This window comes from Indioceanicola profundi, from assembly GCF_003568845.1.
Taxonomy (GTDB): Bacteria; Pseudomonadota; Alphaproteobacteria; order Azospirillales; family Azospirillaceae; genus Indioceanicola; species Indioceanicola profundi.
This window is the reverse complement of record NZ_CP030127.1, coordinates 198,987-221,641: the sequence shown is the minus strand read 5'-3', so window position 1 is coordinate 221,641 and position 22,655 is coordinate 198,987. Positions and strand designations below refer to the sequence as shown.

At 66.4% G+C, this 22,655-nt stretch carries 20 protein-coding genes; 8 read left to right on the top strand and 12 right to left on the bottom strand.

Annotated features, from left to right (window positions below):
* Positions 1 to 49 precede the first annotated feature (49 nt).
* On the top strand, positions 50 to 853 hold the full coding sequence (locus tag DOL89_RS17390; protein ID WP_119680647.1) for a hypothetical protein: 804 nt from the start codon (positions 50 to 52) through the stop codon (positions 851 to 853).
* A gap of 61 nt (positions 854 to 914) precedes the next feature.
* Here DOL89_RS17390 and DOL89_RS17385 read toward each other — a convergent pair whose 3' ends face one another.
* Positions 915 to 2,153 carry an acyl-CoA dehydrogenase family protein gene (locus tag DOL89_RS17385; protein ID WP_119680646.1) on the bottom strand — a complete coding sequence of 413 codons (1,239 nt, stop codon included), beginning with the start codon at positions 2,151 to 2,153 and terminating at the stop codon, positions 915 to 917.
* A 215-nt stretch (positions 2,154 to 2,368) separates the two neighbouring features.
* On the opposite strand from DOL89_RS17385, the gene DOL89_RS17380 reads away from it, so the two are divergent.
* The 3 genes from DOL89_RS17380 (at position 2,369) to DOL89_RS17370 (ending at position 7,007) form a co-directional block, all read left to right on the top strand.
* Positions 2,369 to 3,595, top strand: coding sequence for a TetR/AcrR family transcriptional regulator (locus DOL89_RS17380; RefSeq protein ID WP_119680645.1), 1,227 nt, complete (start codon positions 2,369 to 2,371; stop codon positions 3,593 to 3,595).
* Between the two features lie 91 nt (positions 3,596 to 3,686).
* Positions 3,687 to 5,165: a protein adenylyltransferase SelO gene (locus DOL89_RS17375; RefSeq protein ID WP_119680644.1), complete on the top strand. Its 1,479-nt coding sequence runs from the start codon at positions 3,687 to 3,689 to the stop codon at positions 5,163 to 5,165.
* A gap of 84 nt (positions 5,166 to 5,249) precedes the next feature.
* The gene (locus DOL89_RS17370; RefSeq protein ID WP_119680643.1) at positions 5,250 to 7,007 is read left to right on the top strand and encodes a histidine kinase famiy protein; all 1,758 of its coding nucleotides are present in this window, start codon (positions 5,250 to 5,252) and stop codon (positions 7,005 to 7,007) included.
* Here DOL89_RS17370 and DOL89_RS17365 read toward each other — a convergent pair whose 3' ends face one another.
* From DOL89_RS17365 to DOL89_RS17355, 3 genes are all read right to left on the bottom strand, one after another.
* Complete coding sequence (locus DOL89_RS17365; protein WP_162937623.1) at positions 7,008 to 7,400, bottom strand: response regulator; 393 nt, start codon at positions 7,398 to 7,400, stop codon at positions 7,008 to 7,010.
* Between the two features lie 174 nt (positions 7,401 to 7,574).
* Entirely contained in the window at positions 7,575 to 7,907 is a 333-nt protein-coding gene (locus tag DOL89_RS17360) for a hypothetical protein (protein ID WP_162937622.1), read from the bottom strand.
* Positions 7,908 to 8,028: 121 nt separating this feature from the next.
* Positions 8,029 to 8,799, bottom strand: a complete 771-nt coding sequence (locus DOL89_RS17355; protein ID WP_119680640.1) for an SDR family oxidoreductase — start codon at positions 8,797 to 8,799, stop codon at positions 8,029 to 8,031.
* A 270-nt stretch (positions 8,800 to 9,069) separates the two neighbouring features.
* Between DOL89_RS17355 and DOL89_RS17350 the strand changes: the two genes are divergently transcribed.
* From DOL89_RS17350 to DOL89_RS17335, 4 genes are all read left to right on the top strand, one after another.
* Complete coding sequence (locus tag DOL89_RS17350) at positions 9,070 to 10,455, top strand: spinster family MFS transporter (RefSeq protein ID WP_119680639.1); 1,386 nt, start codon at positions 9,070 to 9,072, stop codon at positions 10,453 to 10,455.
* 107 nt (positions 10,456 to 10,562) lie between these two features.
* A complete protein-coding gene (locus tag DOL89_RS17345) occupies positions 10,563 to 11,429 on the top strand; it encodes a metal-dependent hydrolase (protein ID WP_119680638.1) in 867 nt (288 codons plus the stop codon).
* A complete protein-coding gene (locus tag DOL89_RS17340; protein ID WP_119680637.1) occupies positions 11,430 to 11,960 on the top strand; it encodes a DUF1697 domain-containing protein in 531 nt (176 codons plus the stop codon). It abuts the gene before it with no gap.
* Between the two features lie 120 nt (positions 11,961 to 12,080).
* Entirely contained in the window at positions 12,081 to 13,274 is a 1,194-nt protein-coding gene (locus tag DOL89_RS17335; protein WP_119680636.1) for a PQQ-dependent sugar dehydrogenase, read from the top strand.
* Positions 13,275 to 13,369: 95 nt separating this feature from the next.
* Here the strand turns inward: DOL89_RS17335 and DOL89_RS17330 are convergent, their stop codons facing one another.
* The 8 genes from DOL89_RS17330 to DOL89_RS17300 form a co-directional block, all read right to left on the bottom strand.
* Positions 13,370 to 13,723, bottom strand: a complete 354-nt coding sequence (locus tag DOL89_RS17330; protein WP_119680635.1) for a hypothetical protein — start codon at positions 13,721 to 13,723, stop codon at positions 13,370 to 13,372.
* Between the two features lie 299 nt (positions 13,724 to 14,022).
* Positions 14,023 to 14,874 (bottom strand): DUF2306 domain-containing protein, encoded by an 852-nt coding sequence (locus DOL89_RS17325; protein WP_119680634.1) that lies wholly within the window; start codon positions 14,872 to 14,874, stop codon positions 14,023 to 14,025.
* A gap of 282 nt (positions 14,875 to 15,156) precedes the next feature.
* Positions 15,157 to 15,777, bottom strand: coding sequence for an HD domain-containing protein (locus tag DOL89_RS17320; RefSeq protein ID WP_404813511.1), 621 nt, complete (start codon positions 15,775 to 15,777; stop codon positions 15,157 to 15,159).
* 65 nt (positions 15,778 to 15,842) lie between these two features.
* Positions 15,843 to 18,209, bottom strand: a complete 2,367-nt coding sequence (locus tag DOL89_RS17315; protein WP_119680633.1) for an efflux RND transporter permease subunit — start codon at positions 18,207 to 18,209, stop codon at positions 15,843 to 15,845.
* Between the two features lie 10 nt (positions 18,210 to 18,219).
* Entirely contained in the window at positions 18,220 to 19,320 is a 1,101-nt protein-coding gene (locus DOL89_RS17310; RefSeq protein ID WP_225890024.1) for a WD40/YVTN/BNR-like repeat-containing protein, read from the bottom strand.
* Positions 19,321 to 19,467: 147 nt separating this feature from the next.
* Complete coding sequence (locus DOL89_RS17305; RefSeq protein WP_119680632.1) at positions 19,468 to 21,129, bottom strand: long-chain fatty acid--CoA ligase; 1,662 nt, start codon at positions 21,127 to 21,129, stop codon at positions 19,468 to 19,470.
* A 55-nt stretch (positions 21,130 to 21,184) separates the two neighbouring features.
* Positions 21,185 to 21,448 (bottom strand): hypothetical protein, encoded by a 264-nt coding sequence (locus DOL89_RS25595; protein WP_225890023.1) that lies wholly within the window; start codon positions 21,446 to 21,448, stop codon positions 21,185 to 21,187.
* Positions 21,449 to 22,654, bottom strand: a complete 1,206-nt coding sequence (locus DOL89_RS17300; RefSeq protein ID WP_225890022.1) for a flavin-containing monooxygenase — start codon at positions 22,652 to 22,654, stop codon at positions 21,449 to 21,451.
* Position 22,655: the final 1 nt, after the last annotated feature.

The window sequence follows — 22,655 nt, the reverse complement described above, 5'->3', positions numbered from 1 at the left end:
GGCATGCGGGCACAACAGGCCCGCCCCATCGTTCCAGGACTAGGATGCCATGCGCCGCCTTCACCTTTCCGCCGCCGCCCTCTGCCTTTCCCTGCTGCTGCCCGGTGCGGCGCAGGCGGCCCTGAAGCCCTATCAGCAAGCGGCATTGGAGCGCATGCTGGCCGCCATGGAGCCGGATCTCCGGCCGCTGGCGCGTCCCCAGCTTGAGCAGCAGCTCGGCATGCTGAACGAGGCGCAGATCGCCATGATGGTGACCGGGCTGGAGCAGGCGCAGGCCGAGCAGGCGGCCGCACCGCCGGAGCCGGAATTCGCCCCGGTCACCGAGGAGGACCTTGCTTTCAACCGCGCACAGTACGAACCGGCGTTGCGCCGCCTGTTCGAGGCGCAGCTCGCCTACGATCTACTGCTGACCAGGCTGGTGGGCCAGGGGCTGCCGGCGGAGGAATATGCCGTCTGGGGACATGGCTGGCGCTACGAGCTTCCGGCCTTGACAGCCAACTGGGAAAAGGCCGTTCCCGACTATGAGATGTTCCGCATGACATACGAAAACATGGTCCCGCAGGATGGCCGCTACCGCTTCGACCTGCCGGACATCCGGACGAGCTTCGACGAGGGGGCGATCAGGTCCGCCATCGCCGAAGCCGCCCAGGATTACGCAGCTGTCGGCAAGCGGTTCAAGGCGGAAGCGGCCGGGCTGGCCGCTGCGGAGAAGTTCGACACGCTGCATGCGCTGGAGCGCCGCAGCGGAGCGGAGGCGGAGGCGATCCGCGCCCGGCTGGAAAAGCTTCTGGCAGTGCATGCACCGTCCAAAACGGCATTCGTCACCGCGCTGCTGCAGGGAACCCGCCAGTAGAACCCTGCACGCAGGCCGGGGCGGGCCGGGGTGGGATCAACCCGCCCCGGCGCAACGCCGGTCAGTGCGCCCGGTTCGTGTATTTGGCGTATTCAAGCCGGGCAATGCTGCGGTTGTGCACCTCGTCCGGGCCATCGGCCAGGCGCAGCGTGCGGACATGGGCATAGGCCTTGGCAAGGTTGAAATCGTCGGAGACACCGGCGCCGCCATGGGCCTGGATGGCGTCGTCGATCACCTTAAGCGCGATGCGCGGGCTCGCCACCTTGATCATGGCGATCTCCAGCCGGGCCACCTTATTGCCGACCTTGTCCATCATGTCTGCGGCCTTGAGGCAGAGCAGGCGCGCCATTTCGATGTCGATGCGGGCCTCGGCCACCCGCTGCTCCCACACCGAATGCTCGGCGACGCGCTTGCCGAAGGCCTCACGGGTCAGCAGCCGCTTCACCATGGCTTCCAGCGCCGATTCCGCGGCGCCCAGGGTGCGCATGCAGTGGTGGATGCGGCCGGGGCCGAGGCGGCCCTGCGCGATCTCGAAACCGCGCCCCTCGCCCAGGATCAGGTTCTCCGCCGGTACCCGCACATCCTCCAGCACGATCTCGGCATGGCCGTGCGGGGCGTCGTCATAACCGAAGACGGGCAGCATGCGCTTGATGGTCACGCCAGGGGCGTCCAGCGGCACCAGGATCTGGGACTGCTGGGCGTGCCGGGCGGCAGTGGGATCGGTCTTGCCCATGACAATGGCGACCTTGCAGCGCGGGTCCCCGGCTCCCGACGACCACCATTTCCGGCCGTTGACGACATAGGAGTCGCCGTCCCGCCGGATCGACGTCTCGATGTTGGTGGCGTCGGAGGACGCCACCTGCGGTTCGGTCATCAGGAAGGCGGAGCGGATTTCCCCCCGCAGCAGCGGGCGCAGCCACTGCTCCTTCTGCGCCGGGGTGCCGTAGCGGTGCAGCACCTCCATGTTGCCGGTATCGGGAGCGGAGCAGTTGAACACTTCCGACGCCCAGCCGACCCGGCCCATCTCCTCGGCGCAGAGCGCATATTCCAGATTGGTCAGCCCGGCCCCGTGATAGGCATCGGTATCGTGCTCCGACGGGGGCAGGAACAGGTTCCACAGGCCAGCCTCGCGCGCCCTGGGCTTCAGCTCCTCGATGATCGGGATGACCTGCCAGCGGTCCTGGCCGAATCCGTCGAGCTGCCTGTTGTAGGTCTCGACATTCGGGTAGATATGCGCATCCATGAAGGCGCGCACCCGGTCGCGGTATTCACGCTGACGGTCGGAGAGGGAGAAGTCCATGGCGGTCCTGCTGGTTCGAACGGCTGAGCGCCGGGAAGATGTCTGTCTGCCCACAGCCTAGCACCGCTTTGCGCCTGTTCAAACCGTATCTTCGAAAATCCAGTATGCCTGACCGATGTAGTCCTGGAACCTTGCGGTCTGCCCGAAGTGCGGGTAGCTTGAGCAGCAGAGAACCGCAAACCGCCTCTTCAAAATAAGAAACCAGAACGGCAGACGTGACAATCGCCCCACCCCCCGCCGTACCGGCCCCGCCGGTCCAGACCCGCCGGTTCCAGAAGAAGCAGGAACTGATCCTGAATGCCGCGGCGCGCCTGTTCAACCGCAAGGGCCTGAAGGGCGCCACCCTGTCCGACGTGGCGGAGAGCGTGGGGCTGAGCACCACCAGCGTCACCTACTATTACAAGCGCAAGGAGGAGCTGGCGGCCGCCTGCTATCTGCGCGCCATGGCCCAGATCAATGCCATGCTGGAGGAGGCGGAGCGGGAGGCCGGCGCGGAGGCGCGGCTGGAGCGTATGCTGCAGCTCTATTTCTCCGCCGCCGCGGCGGTCGATACCGGCGAGATGCCGGAACCGATCAGCTTCTACGACATCCGCGCCCTGACCGGGCCGATGGCGGAGGAGGTATTCGCCGCCTTCAACGCCCTGTTCCGGCGCACCCGCGCCTTGCTCTGGGGCCAGAGCGGGCTGTCGCGGACGGAGCAGAATTCCCGAACGCATCTGGTCTTCTCCCTGGTGCTGGAGGCGCGCCAATGGGTCCGTCGCTACGAGGTGGAGGATTACGCCCCGGCGGCGGCGCGCATGGCCGACATCCTGATCGGCGGCATGGGGGCGGCCGGAGCTTCCTGGGCGCCCGGCGCATTGGCGGAGCTGGAGCCGCCGGCGGAGGATACGCGCGACGCCTTCCTGCGCGCCGCCACCCAGCTCATCAATGAGCAGGGCTATCACGGGGCGTCGGTGGAGAAGATTTCCTCACGCCTCAGCGTGACCAAGGGCGCTTTCTACCACCACAACGACACAAAGGACGATCTGGTCGCCGCCTGTTTCCAGCGCAGCTTCGACGTGATCCGCCGGGTCCAGCGGGCCGCCGCGAAGGCGGAGGGCAGCGCCTGGACCCGGCTCTGCACCGCCGCCGACACGCTGGTGCGGCACCAGCTTTCCAGCCGCGGTCCGCTGCTGCGCTACACCGCCCTGAATGCCGTGCCGGAGGCGATCCGCCCCGACCTTGAGGATACGATGGGCCGGCTGGCGGAGCGTTATGCCACCTGGGTGGTGGATGGGCTGAAAGACGGCAGCGTGCGCCCGGTGGACCCGTTCATTGCCGGCCGGCTGGTCAACGGCATGGTCAACCTTGCCGCCAACCTTGAACGCTGGGCCCCCGACGCCACCTGCGACACGGCCCCCGACCTGTTGGCGAAGCCGTTGTTCATGGGGGTGTTGCGCTGACCGGACCCGTTCCGGCACATCCTGTTCCCCAAGACCGCATCATCGCGGCCCGACGGCTGTTGACAAGGTCTTGCCCAATAAGGGGACAGTGATGACGGTTCATATCCCGTTCGACAACAGCTATGCCCGGCTGCCGGACCAATTCTTCGCCCGCGTCCAGCCCACGCGCGTCTCCGCCCCCCGGCTGATCAAGTTGAACCACGATCTGGCCCGGCAGTTGGGGCTCGACCCCGAGGCGCTGTCGGGGCCGGAAGCGGCGGAAATCTTCGCCGGCAACCGCATCCCCGAAGGCGCCGAGCCGATTGCCCTGGCCTATGCCGGCCATCAGTTCGGCGGGTTCGTGCCCCAGCTCGGCGACGGGCGGGCGATCCTGCTGGGAGAGGTGGTGGCCCCGGACGGGCAGCGGCGCGATATCCAGCTCAAGGGCTCCGGCCGCACGCCCTTCTCCCGCGGCGGCGACGGGAGGGCGGCGCTGGGGCCGGTGCTGCGCGAGTATCTGGTCAGCGAGGCCATGGCGGCGCTCGGCATCCCGACCACCCGCGCGCTCGCCGCCGCGACCACGGGGGAGGTCGTGGAGCGGGAGACCAGCCTGCCGGGCGCTGTGCTGACCCGTATCGCCGCCAGTCATATCCGGATCGGCAGCTTCCAGTATTTCGCTGCCCGCGGCGATGTGGAGGCGGTGCGCCGGCTAGCCGACTACGCCATCGCCCGCCATTATCCGGATGCGGCCGCGGCTTCGCAGCCCTATCGCGCCTTTCTGGAGGGCGTCGTCGCCCGGCAGGCGCAGTTGGTGGCGCAGTGGCTCCAGGTCGGCTTCATCCACGGGGTCATGAACACCGACAACATGTCGATCTCGGGCGAGACCATCGATTACGGCCCCTGCGCATTCATCGACACCTACAATCCCACCCAGGTCTTCAGCTCCATCGACCGGCACGGCCGCTACGCCTATGGCAATCAGCCCGGCATCGCCCAATGGAACCTGGCGCGGCTGGCAGAGTGCCTGCTGGGTCTGTTCAGCGATGATGAGGATGAGGCCATCGCGCAGGCGAACGAGGCGCTGACCAGCTTCGCCGACCGCTTCAACACCGCCTATCTCGGCGGGCTCCGTCGCAAGCTGGGGCTGGCGGAGGAGCGTGAGGAGGACCGCGCCCTGGCGCAGGACCTGCTGGAGCGCATGGCCGCCAACAAGGCGGACTTCACCTTGACCTTCCGCCGCCTCGGCGATGCCGCCGCTGATTCCGCGGCCGATGCCGCCGTGCGCAGCCTGTTCGAGGACGGGGCCGCCTATGACGGCTGGGCCGGGCGCTGGCGGCAGCGGCTGGCCGAGGAGCCGCAGGACGCCGCCAGCCGACGCGCCGCGATGCGGCGCGCCAACCCCGCCTTCATTCCCCGCAACCACCGCGTCGAGGCCGTGATCGAAGCGGCGGTTCAGCGGGAGGATTTCGGCCCCTTCGAGGAGCTGCTCACCGTTCTCTCCGCCCCCTACGACGACCAGGCGGACTTCGCCCACTACGCCGACCCGCCGCCCCCCGGCGGGGGTATTTACCGTACCTTCTGCGGCACATAGAGCCAGCGCCGACAGCCGCAGTGGCACACCTGGGCTGATTTCGCGTTGACGCTCCGGCAACGAAGCGAAAGGCGAAAACCGCGGATGACGGATCAGAAGAGGCACAACCCTGCGGACAAGCCCGTCGAGGTGCCATCCAAGGACGTACAGGGTGAGGGCCAGAGCATCGGCACGCCCGCGGGCGGCGCGCATGAAGGCCAGAGCTATTCTCCCCTGGGTGCGCCGGGGCTGCGGCACTGGCAGAAAAGCCAGATCAGCCGTCCCGGGCTGGATGACCGCGGAACCGTCTTCTTCGCGGCGGTCGAGATGACCCGCATGCCGATGGTCGTCACCGACCCGAATCTTCCCGATGATCCTATCGTCTTCGTCAACCGCGCATTTCTGGACCTGACCGGCTATGAGGAGGAGGAGGTGCTAGGCCGGAACTGCCGGTTCCTGCAGGGCGCGCAGACGGATCGGCAGACCATTGCTGAAGTCCGCTCAGCCGTGCAGGAGCAACGGGCCATCGCTGTCGACGTGCTGAACTACAAGCGTGACGGTACACCCTTCTGGAATGCGCTGTTCATCGGCCCGATCTTCGACCAGCAGGGCAAGCTCCTCTACTTCTTCTCCTCCCAGATGGATGTGACGCGGCGGCGCACCTCGGAGCAGAGCTTCCGACAGGCGCAGAAGATGGAGGCCATCGGCCAGCTAACCGCCGGTCTGGCCCATGACTTCAACAACCTGCTCCAGGTCATCACAGGCAATCTGGAGATCATCGGGGAGGAGTTGGCGGTCGACCCCGTCCGGGCCCGGCGCGCGCTGGAGAATGCCGATCGCGCCGCCCAGCAGGGCGCCAAGCTGACGCAGCAATTGCTGACCTTCGCCCGCAAGCAGCGGCTGGAGCCGAAGCGCGTCAACCTCAACGCGCTGATCGTCGAGTTCAGCGAGATGCTGACCCGGACGCTTGGCGACCGGGTGGACCTTCGGCTGGACCTCAAGCCGGGGCTGCCCTCCTGCACACTGGACCCGGTCCATTTGGAGATGGCACTGCTGAATGTGCTCATCAACGCCCGTGACGCGATGCCGAACGGCGGCAGGGTGACCGTGGCGACGGCGCGGCTGCACCTCAACGGCAATGCGCCGGCCCACCATCTGCCGCCCGGCGAATATGTCGTGCTGTGCGTCCATGATGAAGGCCAAGGCATGCCGCCGGAGGTGCTGCAGCGCGCGACGGAGCCGTTCTTCACAACCAAGAACCTGGGCACCGGCCTGGGCCTTGCCATGGTCCATGGCTTCACGCAGCAGTCGCACGGGCGGCTGGACATCACCAGTCAACGGGACCGCGGCACATCCGTTCGCATGATCTTCCCCGTAGCCCCGCCAGAGCGCGCTGCGGAGGCATCGCGGGAGGAGGAGCAGGGGCCCGTGCAGCCGCCCCTTGCGGGCGCGGAAACCGTGCTGGTGGTTGAGGATAATGATGACACGAGACAGCTGGCGGAATCCTATCTCCGCAAGCTGGGCTACCGCGTTCTATCCGCCCGCAGTGGGGAAGAGGCGCTGCAGATCGTAGAGCGGGAACTTGGCATTGACCTGCTGTTCAGCGATCTCGTCATGCCGGGCGGCATGAACGGGCTGGTGCTGGCGGAGCAGGTGCGTGAGCGGCTTCCCGATATCCGCGTGCTTCTGACGACCGGCTACGCGGACGAGCCGATGGAAGACAAGCCGCGGACAGCGTACATGGACGTGCTGAGCAAGCCCTACCGCCGCACCGAACTGGCCGACCGGGTTCGTGCCGCGCTCAACCGCCGGACCGACCGGCGGGAGCCGCGGAGGACACCCGGCTTCTGGCATGAGGGGTGATCAGCGGCAGTCCGGGACGGCGGCCGGGCCGAAGCGGCGACTGAGGAGCTCCTCCACCGTATGGCACAAGACCTTTGGGCTGACGGGCTTGCCACAGAAGCGCGTCTCCCCGTCGCCGAGGCTTTCCAGCCGCCCGACCTCATGCCCGAAGGCGCTGATGACGACGGCTGGCGTGCCGGGGCGTCTCGCGCGCGCAGCGCGGAGAAAGTCCGCCCCGTTCATGCGCGGCATCTTGAAATCGGTGATGATGATGTCGGCCGGATCGTCTTCGATAAGCGCCAACCCATGGGCGCCATCATCGGCCTGAGTGACGCGGTATCCCGCCCGGGTCAGGTACTGCGCGAACATCTCGCGTACCAACGGTTCGTCTTCGGCGATAAGAACATGCAACACAGAGCGGCTCCGGGAGCGGGCAATCGCCCAATTCCAAAGGCGCGCACAATCGCGGCGAGTTCACACCGGGGCAAGTACCTAAAACGGGGTATATTCAAGGTCTGAGGAATGCCCCGGCAGCCAGCACAGCCGGCCGCCGGGGCATTTCTTCCCTATCGTCTCGCCGCTCGGGGATCAGCAGCCGTCGCCAATCCGGCTGTAGCTTTGGACCACGCCGCCCAGCGCCGTGATCCTTTCCTGGCAGGACACCGCCTCGCCGAGGCCGCGATGCACGTTGGCGCGGGTCCAGATCAGCACCTGGCTTCCGTCCGGCAGCTGCTCCTGCACGGACGGCGCGCCGCCCGCGGCTTGCCGTGCTTCTGCAAGCGGCCGGCCGATGATGTTGTCGCTCAAAGCGGCCTCGGTCGAGCCTTCATATCTGTACGCGACTTCATCATCTGAAGTCCCGCACCCTGAAACCAGCATTATACACACAACCAAAAGTGCGGGCAGTGCCTTCGCGTTCATTTTTTTACCTTTTGGACGCTTCTCCCTCTTGTTCGTTACTCCAGATCGGCGGACTGCACCAATATCAAACTGTGACTATTCCGTCGGTACAGGTGTCCTGACGGAAAGGCCGGTCCGCTCATCAATGGCCAATCGTGACTCCGCCATCCACCACAATGGATTGCCCGGTCATGTAGGTTCCGGCGGCACTGGCCAGGAACACGGCAGCCCCGGCAATCTCGTCCGGAATTCCGATGCGGCGCAGAGGCGTGGTAGCGGTGACCCGCTTCAGCGTGTTCGGGTCTTCCCACAGAGCGCGGGCGAAGTCGGTCTTGATCAGGCCGGGGGCGATGCAGTTGACCCGGACATTGTGCGGCCCGTACTCGACGGCGAGATTGCGGGCCAGTTGGAAGTCCGCGGCCTTGGAGATGTTGTAGGCGCCGATGACGGGCGAGCCCAGCATTCCGCCGATGGAGCTGACGATGATGATTGCCCCGTCCTTCCGTTCGATCATCTGCGGCGCCACCATGCCGATCAGCCAGTGGTTGGCGATGACGTTATTCTCCAGGATTTTGCGGAACTGGTCGTCCTCGATCCCGGACATGGGACCGTAATAGGGATTGCTGGCGGCGTTGCAGACCAGCACGTCCACGCGCCCGAACGCCTCCATGGTCCGGCCCACCAGCGCCTGCAAATCGGCCTTGGCGGAGATGTTCGCGGGCACGGCAATGGCCCGGCTTTCGCCATGGCGGGCATTGATGGCGTCCGCCACCTCCTGGCACGGCCCCTCCTTGCGGGACGAGATGACGACCCTAGCCCCCTGCTCCGCCATTCGCTCCGCAATCGCGCGGCCGATGCCGCGGGACGAGCCGGTGATGATCGCGGTCTTACCGCCGAGATCGAACAAGGACATTGCGGATTTCCTCCCTTCCGTTTCATCGAAGCTTGCCGTCATCCTAACCACGGGCTACGCTGAAGGACAAACCGCATTTTCGAAAGCCGGGAAGCGACTATTTAGGGGAGAGCTCGCAAAGCGGGTTTCCAAACCACCCTCTACACGTACCCTATCAGCTGGATCGGGTGTCATGGCCGGAGAAGCGGAACAATCCGCCCCGCAGTGGCGCCTCAGGGAAAATGGGCCGACCGGATAACCGGCGGCCGGCGCGACCAGGGAGGATAGCGCATGACCTCGACCCAGGCGGCCGCCGATGGTGCGACGCCACATACCGTTTTCACCAAAGCCGATATCCGGCCTTTTACGGCCGAACCGGTGTCCAAGCCCTACCGCATCTATGCCGCCTGGCTGCTGCTGGGGCTCTACACGCTGAATTTCCTGGACCGTCAGGTGGTCAATATCCTGGCGGAGCCGATCAAGCGTGACCTGGGCCTTGCCGACTGGCAGCTCGGCATGCTGACCGGCCTGTCCTTCGCCCTGTTCTACAGCGTGTTGGGCATTCCCATCGCCCGCCTGGCGGAACGGAAGAACCGGGTCCGCATCATCTCGGTCTCGGTCGCGGTATGGAGCCTGTTCACCGTGGCCTGCGGATATGCCGCCAGCTTCGCCCAGCTTCTGGCCGCCCGCATCGGCGTCGGGGTGGGCGAGGCCGGGCTGACCCCGCCCGCCCATTCCCTGATCACAGACTATACGCCCAAGGAGAAGCGGGCTTCGGCCCTGGCCTTCTATTCACTGGGCATCCCGCTGGGCACGTTAGCGGGCATGGCGCTCGGCGGGCTGATCGCCGACGAGTTCGGCTGGCGCACGGCCTTCCTGGTGGCTGGCCTGCCGGGCCTGCTGCTGGCTATCATCGCCTGGGCCACCCTCAGGGAGCCGCGCACCCAGGCGCGGGCCTCGGCACCGGTGGAAACGCCGGATCTACGCGACGCCTTCACGGAGTTGCGGGGTAAGAAGGCCTTCTGGCGCATCGCCATCGGGGCATCCCTGGTCAGCTTCGTCGCCTACGGCCATGTGGCCTTCCTCGGCTCCTTCTATTTCCGCAACCATGGCCAGGGCCTGACGGAACTGGCGGCGATGGTCGATGCGGCGACAGGCCTTTCCATGGGAGCTGCCGGCTTCCTGGGCACGGCGCTCGGTCTGATGATCGGCATATTCGGGGCCGCCGGCACCTATCTGGGCGGGCATCTGGCTGATCGTGCCGCGCGCACAGACGTGGCCGGCTACCTGTCGATCCCGGCCTACGGCGCTTTTATCGGCGTGCCTTTCTTCCTGAAGGCCATGCTGGTGGACAGCACCCTGCTCTCCATCCTGGTGCTGGGCATCCCGGTGATGATGAACTCGCTCTGGTATGGGCCGATCTATGCCGCGGTGCAGGGGCTGGTCCGGCCGCGCAGCCGGGCGACGGCAGTGGCCGTGCTGCTGTTCCTGGTGAACATGATCGGGCTAGGCCTGGGCCCACTCTCCGTCGGTCTGGTCAGTGACGCTTTCGCCGGCAGCATGGGCGCTGCCGACGGGCTGCGCTGGGCCCTGATCGTCACCGGCGGCGTCGCTGTGCTGTCGGCGGCGCTGTTCTTCAGCGCCCGCCCGCATCTCCGCGCTGAGATGACGAGCTGACCCCTCGCGCGCCGGCCCGGTGCTGAGACGGCCCGGGCGGGGTTCATCCGCCCGGGCCGTTTCCCGTTGCCGCAATGATCGCTAGTTTGAGACTGGAGGAGGTGCCCATGAGCCCCGCAGCATCGCCCAGCGTCGCGACCCCTGCCGACCTGACCATCACGCCGCGCAATATCGCCTTCGGCCGCGGAGCTGCGAACCCGCGTTGGTGGCTGGGCGGGGACCCGGTGGCGACCACCTTCTACAACGCCCTGTCCGTAACCTTCCCGCAGGGCGAGGGCTTCTTCATCGAATCCGTGCGCCACTTCAAGGATGAGGTTCCGCCGGAGTTGAAGGAGCAGATCGCCGCCTTCATCAAGCAGGAGGCGCTGCACACCCGTGAGCATGTCGCCTTCAACCGGCAGGTCACCGACCATGGCTACGACATCAGCCGGATGGAGGCCGGAACCAAGGCGCGGCTGGATCTCTCCCGCGCCCGGCACCCGGTGGCGCAGTTGGCGGTGACGATCGCGCTGGAGCATTTCACCGCCATCATCGCCCACGCCATCCTGGCCGACCCACGGCATCTGAAAGGCGCGCCCGACGAGGTCCGCCGCCTTTGGCTCTGGCATGCGCTGGAGGAGGTGGAGCACAAGGCCGTGGCCTACGACACCTATCTCCACGTCACCCGCAATCTCTCCGCCTTCAGACGATGGAGCATCCGGGTGCGCGTCATGCTGCTGGTCACCTGGAACTTCATCAAATACCGCAAGACCGACATGGCCGATTTCTACCAGCAGGACGGCATCCGCAACGCCGGAACCTGGTGGCGCACATTGAAATTCCTGTTCGCCCGGCCCGGTCTGGTTCCTGCCATCCTGAAGCCTTACCTGTCCTTCTACCGCCCCGGCTTCCATCCCTGGGACCATGACGACCGGGATCTGCTGCGCCGGGCGGAATCCGAGTTGGCCGCGACCTCACCTGCTCCTGCACAATAGATGGCGCGGCTTGCCGTCCTGCTGCCCTTCCCCGACCGGAGCGGCCGTATTCCGGTGCCGGCGGCCGGCTTGGCGGCACGGCTGGACGCACTGGGGCTAGCCGCTGCGCGCGCCTATCAGGGCAACAACCTCCTGCTCGATCCTGGCGAGCGCCCGGAGAGGGAGGTTGCGGCGCTGGTCGCCGATACGGCGCTGGCGGGCTGGGGCGTGCGCCCGGCGGTGATCCTGCGCCGGGGCGAGGAGCTGCGCAACATCCTGGCCCGTGTCCCCTTCCCGCCCGATGCCAGCCCCAGCCGGGTGTCGATCACCTTCCTGGCCGGCGATCCCGATCCGGCCGGGGTGCGGACGTTGGAGACCTATCGCGGGCCGGAGCCTGTATGCGTGTCGGGGCGTGAGGTTTACGTTCTTTATGGGGAGGATGTCGCCCGCTCCCCCTTCACGAACCTGCCGCTGGAGCGGCTGCTGGGCACGCCCGTGGCGGCCCGCACCCTGCACAGCGTCCGTGCGCTCGCCGTCCTGGCGAATGCCTGAAGACAGGAACACATGCCGCATCGCCCTGTTGTGGGGGCCAAAACCGCCGTAGCCGCACCGGCCTGCGGTGCGCCCTGCCACATGCCCGGCGCTGATTCAGCCGGACCCTGGAGGACTTCAATGGGCTATGCTTCCACAGCATCCGCCATCGCCATCCTGGCCGCCCTGGCCCTTCCCGCCGCAGCCCAGACCACCCAGACGCTGCCTGGCGACGAGCAGAACCTGCCCAGCGGCACGGACAGCCTGATGACCTCTGCCGGCCCGGTCAAGGTGGAGGAGGTCGTGGGCGGGCTGGAGAAACCCTGGGCCATCGCCTTCCTGCCCGACGGCCGCGCCCTGGTGACGGAAAAGCCGGGACGGCTGCGCATCCTGAACACCGATGGCAGCCTGTCCGAACCGCTGGACGGCACGCCCGAGGTGTTCGCGAAGGACCAGGGCGGGCTGATGGATATCGGCATCGATCCGGAGTTCGCGAGCAACCGCACCATCTATCTGTCCTTCGCCGAACAGGATGAGAGCGGCAAGGCCGGCACGGCCCTGGGCCGCGGCACCCTGACCGACGGCGGGATCGAGAATTTCGAGGTGATCTTCCGACAGGAGCCGAAGATCGACGGATCAAAGCATTTCGGCAACCGTATCGCGTTCACGCCGGACGGACACATCTTCCTGGCCTTGGCGGAGCGGTTCCAGTTCGACCCCGCCCAGGACCCGTCCAACACGCTGGGCACCATCGTGCGCCTGAACAAGGACGGCAGCATCCCGCAGGACAATCCGTTCGTGGGCGAGGACGGCAAGGACGATGCCATCTGGTCCTATGGTCACCGCAACATCGAGGCGGCGGCCATTCATCCCGATACCGGCGCCCTCTGGGTTGCGGAGATGGGGCCGCTGGGCGGGGATGAGTTGAACCGGCCGGAAGCCGGCAAGAACTATGGCTGGCCGGATGTGAGCTGGGGCAGCCACTATGACGGCAAGGACATCCCGGACCCGACCGGACGGCCCGAGTTCGCCGATGCGGTGATGCACTGGACGCCGGTGATCTCCCCCTCCGGCATGATCTTCTATGGCGGAGACCTCTTCCCCGAATGGCAGGGCACGGCCCTGATCGGCGGGCTGAGCGCCACCGCCCTGGTACGCGTCAGCATCGACGGGCAGAACAGCGCGCAGGAAGTCGAACGCCTGCCGTTGGCGGCCCGCATCCGCGATGTGACGGAGGGGCCAGACGGCGCCATCTATGTCGTCACCGACCAGCAGGACGGCGGCGTCTGGCGCATCAGCCCCATGGAAGGCGGGCAGACCGCCTCCGGCGACTGATCCGCAACGAAAAGGGCCGCCGGCATGAACCGGCGGCCCTTCTTGTGGGTCGCTACACCGCGCAACGGACGGAGACGTCGCTGCGTTGCGCCTTATCAGCTCCCGATCACGCCGGCCGGATTGACCTGCAGACGGTCGCCGACGCGGGTCAGCATGACGCGGTCGGTCTGGCCATCGACCTGGAGCAGAACGCTCTGGCCCTCAGCGAGGCTGTAGACGGTGCGCAGATTGGCGGCGCCATCCAGATTGTCGGCCGCCGTGGCGACGACGGTGAAGCCGTCATTCGTGGCGGTGAAGTAGACGACGGCGCTGCGCCCATTGGCGCTTACCGTGTAGGCCTGGCCCTGGCGGAGTTCCGCGGCCGGGGCGGCATTGGCGATGGAGGAGCCCAGAAGACCGGCGCACACCAGAGCGGCGATCCCAAGGGCGGAACGGGTACGGGTCAGCATGGAAGCCTCCGAGTGAGGGGTGAACATGACCCCTATATAGACCATTCGGCCGGCTTTGCCCCTGTGACATGTTGCATCGCAACATGCATCTTGTGCAACGCAACCAGATTATTCTGCGTGGTGGTGTGACGGGAATCACCAGACCTGCGGATGCAATTTCAGCCGAATCCCGCGACCTTGCAGTGCCAATCTGCCGAATTTCCCCGCCCGCGCCCGCATGTGGCGGCAACGCTGCTTGTTACAATACTACGCCCGACGACATACCTCGTCGGTGCGGCGGCATGTCCCAGGCGCTGAGTTCAAAGAGCTGGAAGCTTCGCCAGGATTCCGGGTCCCCAGTAGAGCCGGGTGAAGTAGTAGGTGCCGATGAGCAGAAAGCCAGCAGCGGGGGCCAGCACCAGAACGGCGGCCGCCTGCATGGCGGGAGAGGCTTTCCGGCCTGCATGCGCCCGGATGAACAATTCCGCCGCCAGCAGGTTCGGCACATAGAAGAAGAAGGCCATGACCATGTCGAACGGTCCGTCAAAGCCTGACGTATGGCCTGCCCCGCCGGCGAGGACCGACCAGAACCCGTAATACATCCGGTACAGCCAGGACCCGATTGCCAGCGCGAACAGGCGGACGGCCCAGGCCCGGTGCCGCTCGAACCGGCCTGCCCTGGCATGCCGGACTGCCTGCACCGCTGCCAACACGGTCAGCGCGCCATAGAGGCCGAAGCCCAGATTCATGACGAGACCGCCCACGGTGCGCTTGAGGGCGATATAGCCCAGCCCGCCCGCCCCGGCAGTGACCGCAGCGGCGGCATAGACCCGGCCCGACCACCGGTGGAAGGCGGGGAAGCGCCGGCGCACGCCGCCCAGCAGTTGAACCGGTCCCAGCAGCAGCAGAATGGCCCCGGCCGCGAAGTGCAGCCCGACTCCGAGCGTCGCCGCGAGCGACCCCGGCTCATAGAGCCGCGGCAGGGTCCGGTTCCAGTCGCCCAGCGTGCCAGTCAGGGCCGCACCGCCGTAATGGGCCAGGATGTAGACTGCAAAAATCGCCGCGCTGCCCCACGTGACCGCTACCAGAGTACGCACGGTCCAGCGCAGCAGGAATCGACGCAGCAAGGCGGGCCGGCTGCCGGTTGCCCCAGGCACAGTCAACACGGTCATGCTCCGACCTCCCGCATCCGCTGCCGCCCGGTCAGCAGAGCACGAAGCAGCCCGGTCTGCCTAGATCGGTTGGCGGCCGCGGCGTGTTTATCGAGGATGGCGGGCTGCTCAGTGTAGGCCAGCAGATCATGAAGGTACAAGAGGCGATGAAGCTCACCAGCGCCTTCCGCTCACCATGAAGGCGACCGGTAAGCCACAGCCTGTGACACGCTGCCGAAGGGACGGAGGCCCCATGCTCGAAACCGGTTCGCCGCGCCTCAGGCTGGCGGCGGGAAAAGGTCTCTACTTCGCGTAAATGCTCCGCACCGGCTTCGCCATGACCCGCCGCACCATCGGTTCGAAGGTTTCCAGCGGCAGGCCTTCGTAATTGGGGTCGAAGGCGGCCTGATCGTATTTCTCGCAGAACTCGGCCGTGTATTCGAAATGCGGATGGCCGCGGAAGCGTTCGCGCAGGTCGCGGTCCAGGCCGAGATGGTGGAAGAAATAGTAGCCCTGGAAGATGCCGTGCTGCTCCACCATCCACAGGTTCCGCTCCGACACGAAGGGGCGGAGGATGGCGGCTGCGATGTCCGGGTGATTGAAGCTGCCCAGCGTGTCGCCGATGTCGTGCAGCAGGGCGCAAACCACATACTCCTCATCCCGGCCGTCGCGCAGCGCCCGCGTGGCGGTCTGGGTGGAGTGGGCGAGCCGGTCCACGGGGAAGCCGCCGTAATCGCCGTCCAGTAGCCGCAGATGGGTCATCACCCGCTCCGGCAGCTTGGCGGCATAGGGCATGAAGTGGCTGGAGATAATGCCCCAATCTTCCGCCGTGCCGTCCGTCATGGCGGTGAAGCGGGCGCGGGCTTCCGCCTCGTGCCCAGGGATATCAGCGGTGGCGGGCCGATTTTCGACGGTATCGCTCATGCGTGTCCTCCCTGGACCAGTTCTAGTGGATCGCGGACGACCGCCAGGGCCGCCCGCGTCTGCCTTCAATGTTCGGAGAACTCCATCTTGCTGGCCCGACGTACCTCCGCCTCGTAGAGCCGGGGGAAGAGCCTGTAGAGCAGGCCGGCCACGGCCGGCAGCAGCACCACCGCCCCCACCATGTTCGCGAAGAAGATGAAGGTCAGAAGCACACCCATGTCCGCCTGGAACTTCAGGGAGGAGAACATCCAGGTGGCCGTGCCGATGGCCAGCGTCAGGCCGGTGAAGAGCACGGAGCTGCCGGTTTCCTGGAGCGTGCGGTAATAGGCTTCCGGGAAGGTCAGCCCGTGCTTCACGTAGGACTGCAGCCGGTTGAAGATATAGAGGCCGTAATCCACGCCGATGCCGACGCCCAGCGCCGCCGCCGGCAAGGTGGAGATCTTCAGCCCGATGCCGAGCTTGGTCATCAGCGCGTTGGTCAGGATCGACACCACCACCAGTGGCAGCACCGTGGCGATGGAGCCGACGATGGAGCGGAAGGTGATCAGGCAGAAGACGATCACGGTTACATAGACCAGCAGCAGCATCGGCTTTTCTGCCGCCGTGACCGCCTGGTTGGTGGCGGCCATAACGCCGACATTGCCGGTGGCGAGACGGAAGGTGACCTGATCCGACGGATTTTCCGCGGCGAAGCGCTCTACCGCCTGGACCACCCGGTCGATGGTTTCCGCCCTGTGGTCCTCGGTGAAGATCATCACCGGCATCACCGAGCAATCGGCGTTCAGGAGGCCTGTCGACGTCTCGATGGGAGACGCCGTGCGGACCAGCACCTGACTGTTGCGCGGCAGAACCCGCCAGTTCAGGTTCCCCTCGTTCCAGCCGGAATTCACCGTCTTCATGACGGTGGGCATCGACATGGCGCTCTGCACGCCGGGCACGTTGTTCATGGCCCAGGTGAAGTTGTCGATATGGTTCACCACGCCATGGTCGATGCAGCCGTTCGCCGGCCCTTCCGCGATCACCTGGATCACATCGGTGCCGATGGAGAAGCGGTCGACCACCAGGGCGGCATCCTGGTTGTAGCGGCTGTCCGGCCACAGCTCCGGCACGCCGGCCTCGGTGTCGCCGATGGTCATGTTCTTCTGCGTATCCCAGGACCAGGCGAAGACCACGGCCGCGATGGCCAGCATCGCGATGGCGCCTTTGGGCCGGGCGAAGATGGAGAACCAGCTCCAGACCTTGTCGAAGCGGCCCACCGACCCTTCAACCCGCCGGCGGTAGTTGTCGCCCAGCGGCAGATAGCTGAACACCACCGGCAGGATGATCAGATGGGTCAGGATGATGATGGCCATGCCCAGCGAGGCGGCGATGGCCAACTCCTGGATCATCTTGATCTGGATGATGGCGATGGTGAGGAAGCCGATGGCGTCGGTGATCAGGGCGGAGCTGCCGGGAACCATCAGACGGCTGAAGCTGGTGCGCGCGGCCGTGTAGGCGCTGGCGCCCTTGCCGATCTCCTGCGCCATCGTGCCGACATTCTGCACGCCGTGGCTGATGGCGATGGCGAAGACCAGGAACGGCACCAGGATCGATAGCGGGTCGATGCCGAAGCCCATCAGGACCAGCATGCCGAACTGCCAGACCACGGTGCTGAGCGAGACCAGCAGCAGGGCCGCCATCATCCGGAAGGACTTGCCATAGGCATAGACCAGCACGGCCGTGATGACGAAGGCGAGCGCGAAGAACATCACCACGCTGGCCGCGCCATCGGCGATATCGCCGATGGCCTTGGCGAAGCCGATGATGTGGATGTCGATCTGCTCGTCCGCGAACTTTGTGCGGATGGCCTCCAGCTTGTCGGCCACCTCCATATAGTCCAGCTTCTGGCCGGTGCGCGGATCGGTTTCGACAAGCTGGGCGCTTACGATGGCGGCGGTGAAATCCTCCGCCACGAGACGCCCGACCTGCCCGGATTTCAAAACGTTTTCACGGACGACGGGGAGCCATTTCTCGTCGGGCTGGAACTCCGCCGGCACCACGTTGCCGCCAGCGAACCCTTCCGGCGTGATCTCCACGAAGCGGACGTTGGGGGTGAAAAGGCTGGTCACGGTGGCGCGGTTTACGCCGGGAATGAAGAAGACCTCGTCGGTCACCTTCTTCAGCCGGGTCATGAATTCGGGGGTGTAGATATCCCCTTCATCTACCGAGAGGGCGACGATGATGCGGTTGGCCCCGCCGAACTCCGCCTGATACTGGAGGAAGGTCTCCATATAGCGGTGGTCCAGCGGAAGCCCTTTTTCGAACCCCGCATCGACGCGCAGCTGGGACGCCTGCCAGCCCATGAACAAGGTGGCGATGGCGAAGAGGGCGAGCACGACCGTCCGGTGCTTGAAAATCCGGTTCTCGACGCGAGTCAGAAATGGTTGCGGCATTCCGGGATACTCAGAGGCGGGACGGGGCGGCGGTGCCGGCCGGGGCGGCGCCCAGCATGGCGCCAGTCTTATGGGAAGCGGCCGGGATCGGCGGCAGGGCGCCCTGCTCACCCAGCAGGATCAGGTCCCCGTTGGCGGCCACGGCGGCATCGGCCAGGGCGACGCGGTCGCCACGCTGGGACAGGGTGAAGCTCCTGCCCCCATCCTCACTGGTCAGCACGACGCCCTGGAGCCCGACCAGGACGACACGGCCATCTTCCAGCCGCGCGCCGCCCATCAGCCCGGCGGTGGTGTGGCTGGGCACGTCGGTCCAGCTCTGCCCGCCATCCTCGGTGCGGGAGATGTGGCCTTGCAGACCGTAAGCCAGCCAGATCCGCTCATCGAGCGCCAGAGCATCGAAGAAGCTGCCGTCATAGGGGCTCTCAAGCTGGGTCCAGCTGGCGCCGCGGTCGGCGGAGACCAGCAGCAGGCCCGCCTCCCCTGCAATCAGGCGCAGGTCCGGCCCGGGGGCGAGGATGGCGTTGTAGTGGAAATCCATGCCGTCCTCGCTCTCCAGCACCCGGCGATCCTCCCAGGTCTGGCCGCCGTCCCTGGTCTCCATATAGAGCCCATAAGCGCCGACCGCGACGCCGGTCTGGGGATCGGTGAACAGCACGTCCATCAGGGGCTGCTCCCACTCCGGCATGGCATGCTGGAGGGTCCAGCTCTCCCCGCCGTCGCTGGTGGCGAGGATGACGCTGTCATGTCCGACGGCCCAGCCATGCTGTGCGTCGGCGAAATGCACTCCGGTCAGGGTACTGTCCGCAGGGACTGGTACCTGCCGCCAGCTCTGCCCGCCATCGTCGGACAGCAGGATGTGCCCGCGCTCGCCCACTGCCACCAGCCGGTCACCGGCGCGGGTCGCGTCCAGGATCAGGGATTTGCTGGCGAGCGGCTGGATCACCGCCGGGCCGATCGGGGTCATGCCGCCGCCGGTTTCCTGTGCTGCGGCCGGGCTTCCAAAGGCCAGACCGGCCAGAACCGCGGCCACCGGCCACATGCGCCGGCGGAGCCGCCGGCCCATCGCCGATTCACGGCCGTTGCGGCTGAAGAACACGCCTCCCACGCCCACCAACTCCTCCCTCGCCGCTACGCGCGCGGCTGTATGCGGAATTAAATTTCGCACTTGTTTGGGCCGACTTTAGCTGGCGTCCATGCACCCATGCAAGCGCCACATGAACGGCTGTTCAACCGAGGCTGGCCCGTCCTTCCACCCTGGTCAGGCCCACTCCCGCTCCTGCAAGGCCCGCCAGTTCAGCTTGCCGGTGCCGGAGCGCGGCAGGCTTTCCACGAAGGTCACGATGCGCGGACATTTGTAGGCTGCCATGGTCTCGGCGCACCAGGCCGCGATCTCCTCCTCCGTCACCTTGCCCCGCGCTTCCTGTGTCGGAACGATATAGGCCTTCACCGTTTCGCCGCGCCTTGCATCGGGGGCGGAGACGACGCAGACCTCCGACACGGCGGGGTGGCGATGCATCAGCGCCTCCACCTCCGTCGGCCAGACCTTGAAGCCGGAGGCGTTGATCATCCGCTTCACCCGGTCGACGATGAAGAAATACCCGTCCTCGTCGTAATAGCCGAGGTCGCCGGTGCGGAAGAAGCGTTCGCCGTCCAGGGTGAGGAACGCCGCCTCCGTCGCCGCCGGATTGTTCCAGTAGCCCTGGAAAATCTGCGGCCCGCGCATCACGATCTCCCCCACCTGGCCGGAGCCGAGCGGCTGCTTGGTCTCCACATCCACCACGCGGGCGTCCACGTCGAAGACGGGAATGCCGAGGCACTGGCGCTTCGGCGCCTCCGTCGGGTTGATGTGCGTGGCCGCCATGGTCTCCGACAGGCCGTAGCCCTCGATATAATCCAGGCCGGTCAGCTCCTTCAGCTTGGCCGCCACGGGCTCCGGCATGGCGGCGCCGCCGCCGCCGATCATCTCCAGGCTGGAGAGGTCGTATTTGCGGATTTCCGGGTCGCTGACCAGATCGATGGCCATGGTGGTGATGCTGGTCCAGCCGGTGACACGGTGGCGCTGGATCAGCTCCGCCGCGGTGCGCCGGTCCCAGCGCGTCATGATCACCATGGTGGTTCCGCTGTAGATGCAGGCGTTCATGCCGCCCTGCATGCCGGTGACATGGAACATCGGCAGGGTGATCAGGGCCGCGCCATTGGCCTGCCCCGGCCGCCACAGCACGGAACCCACCAGGGTGGCCATGACACTACGGTGGGTGTGCAGGCAGCCCTTGGGTGCTGCCGTGGTGCCGGAACTGTAGGGCAGCACCGCCCAGTCGTCCGGCCCGGCCCGGTAGGAGGCCGGCGCTTCGCCGGCCTGCATGGTCTCGGCCCACGGGATCACCGCCGGCGTGTCGAACCGCTCGATGGGGGGCATCTGCACCGCCTCGGGCACCGGCAGGTCGTAGGCGCTGTCGGCCAGATCGGCATAGGCGGCGGAGATCACCCGCTCCAGCGATGCCGTGCCCGCCAGCGGCGCCATCTGGCTCAGCAGTTCCTGCCCGCAGATGGCGACCTTGGCGCCGGTGTCCTTGACATAATGCTCCAGCTCCGCCGTGCGGTTCATGGGGTTGACCGGCACGACCACGGCATCGGCCCGCAGGATGGCCTGGAAGGCGATGACGAAATGCGGGCTGTTCTGCATGTAGAGCAGCACCCGGTCGCCCTTCGCGACACCCAGCCGGCGCTGGAGGTAGCCGGCCAGCCGCTCCACCCGGTCCCGGAGTTCCGCATAGGTCAGGGTGCGGCCGTAGAAGATGATCGCCGGATGGTCCGGGAACCGCGTCGCCGTGACCTCCAGATTATAGGCCACGTTGGTCTGCGGAATCGTGATGTGGTGCGGCACGTTGCGCGGCCAGACCTTCAGGTGTCGGTCGAACATCGGGCGTCTCCTCGCAATTTGCGCCATTCTGGGGCGCGGTTATCGTTGCTGTCGCTCAATGGCTCTTCATCGGCTGGAACCGGTAGCTGTCCAGATCCAGCCGGCGCATCAGCCGCCGGAAGGCCCCGGTGGAGCCGGACCAGTTGTTGATCACCTTGCCATCCCGCCTGTACCAGTTCCGGCAGCCGGCCACCCAGACGGTCTGCGCCAGCTCGGCCTGAATACGGCGATTGTAGTCCGCCTGCGCCTCCGCCCGGACGTCGAACCAGGCAAGGCTCCGGTCCAGCAGGAACTGAATCAGGTTCATGGCGTAGTCCATCTACCGCTCCACCATGAAGATGATCGAGCTGTGGCCAAGATTGGTATTCGGACCGTAGAGCAGGATCATGTTCGGGAATCCGGCGACGGCGACGCCGCGATGCGCCTCCGCCCCCTTGGCCCAGGCGTCTCTCAGGGCTCGACCGCCTAGGCCGCGAATGGTCAGGGGAGCCAGGAAGCCGCTGGCCTCGAACCCCGTGCCCCAGATGATCGCATCCAGCGGCACGACGCGGCCGTTCCCCAGTTCCACTCCCTCGGGACGGATGCGGGCGATGGGATCGGTCATCAGCTCCACATTGTCCCGCATCAGAGCCGGATAGTAGTCGCTGGAGACCAGCACCCGCTTACAGCCGACCGGATAATCCGGGGTCAGCCTGGCCCGCAGGTCCGGGTCTGGCACCTGCGCTTCCAGATGGTTCAACGCCAACTGCCGCATGCGGCGGGAGACGAACCCGTCGGCATGCCGGAACGCGCCCCAGCGGGCATCCGACGCCAGATAAATGGAAAGCCGCAGCAGCTTCGCCAGCGCTGGAACGGCCCGGAACAGGGCCCGCCGCCCCGGCCCGATCTCCCGGTCCACGCGCGGAACAATCCAGTTGGGGCTGCGCTGGAATACAGTCAGGCGGTTCGCGAGCGGCGCGATTTCCGGAATGTATTGCACTGCGCTGGCGCCGTTGCCGATGCTGGCCACGCGCTTGCCCCGCAAATCCACCTCATGGTTCCAGCGGGCAGAGTGGAATTGAATGCCCCGGAAGCTCTCCCGCCCCGGAATGTCCGGGATCAGGGGCCGGTTCAACTGCCCCACGCCCACGATCAGCAGCCGGCAGGCCAGAGTCTCGCCCGCGGCTGTCTGAACCGTCCAGGTCCCGTCCGCCTCATCGAACTCCGCCCCCGTCGCCTCCGTCTGGAGCCGGATACGGGGCAGCAGCCCATGATCCTCCGCCACGCGGCGGAAATAGGCATGGATTTCCGGCTGGCGGGCATAGGTCCGGCTCCAGTCGGCATTCGGGGCGAAGGAATAGCTGTAAAGATGGCTCGGCACGTCGCAGCCAGCACCGGGATAGCTGTTATCCAGCCAGGTGCCGCCGACATCCTGCGACTTTTCCAGGATGGTGAAGTCGGTGATGCCGGCCCGGCGCAGGCGGATGCCGGCCAGCAGGCCGGACATGCCCGCCCCGATGATGACGGCCGTGACTACCGCCCCCATG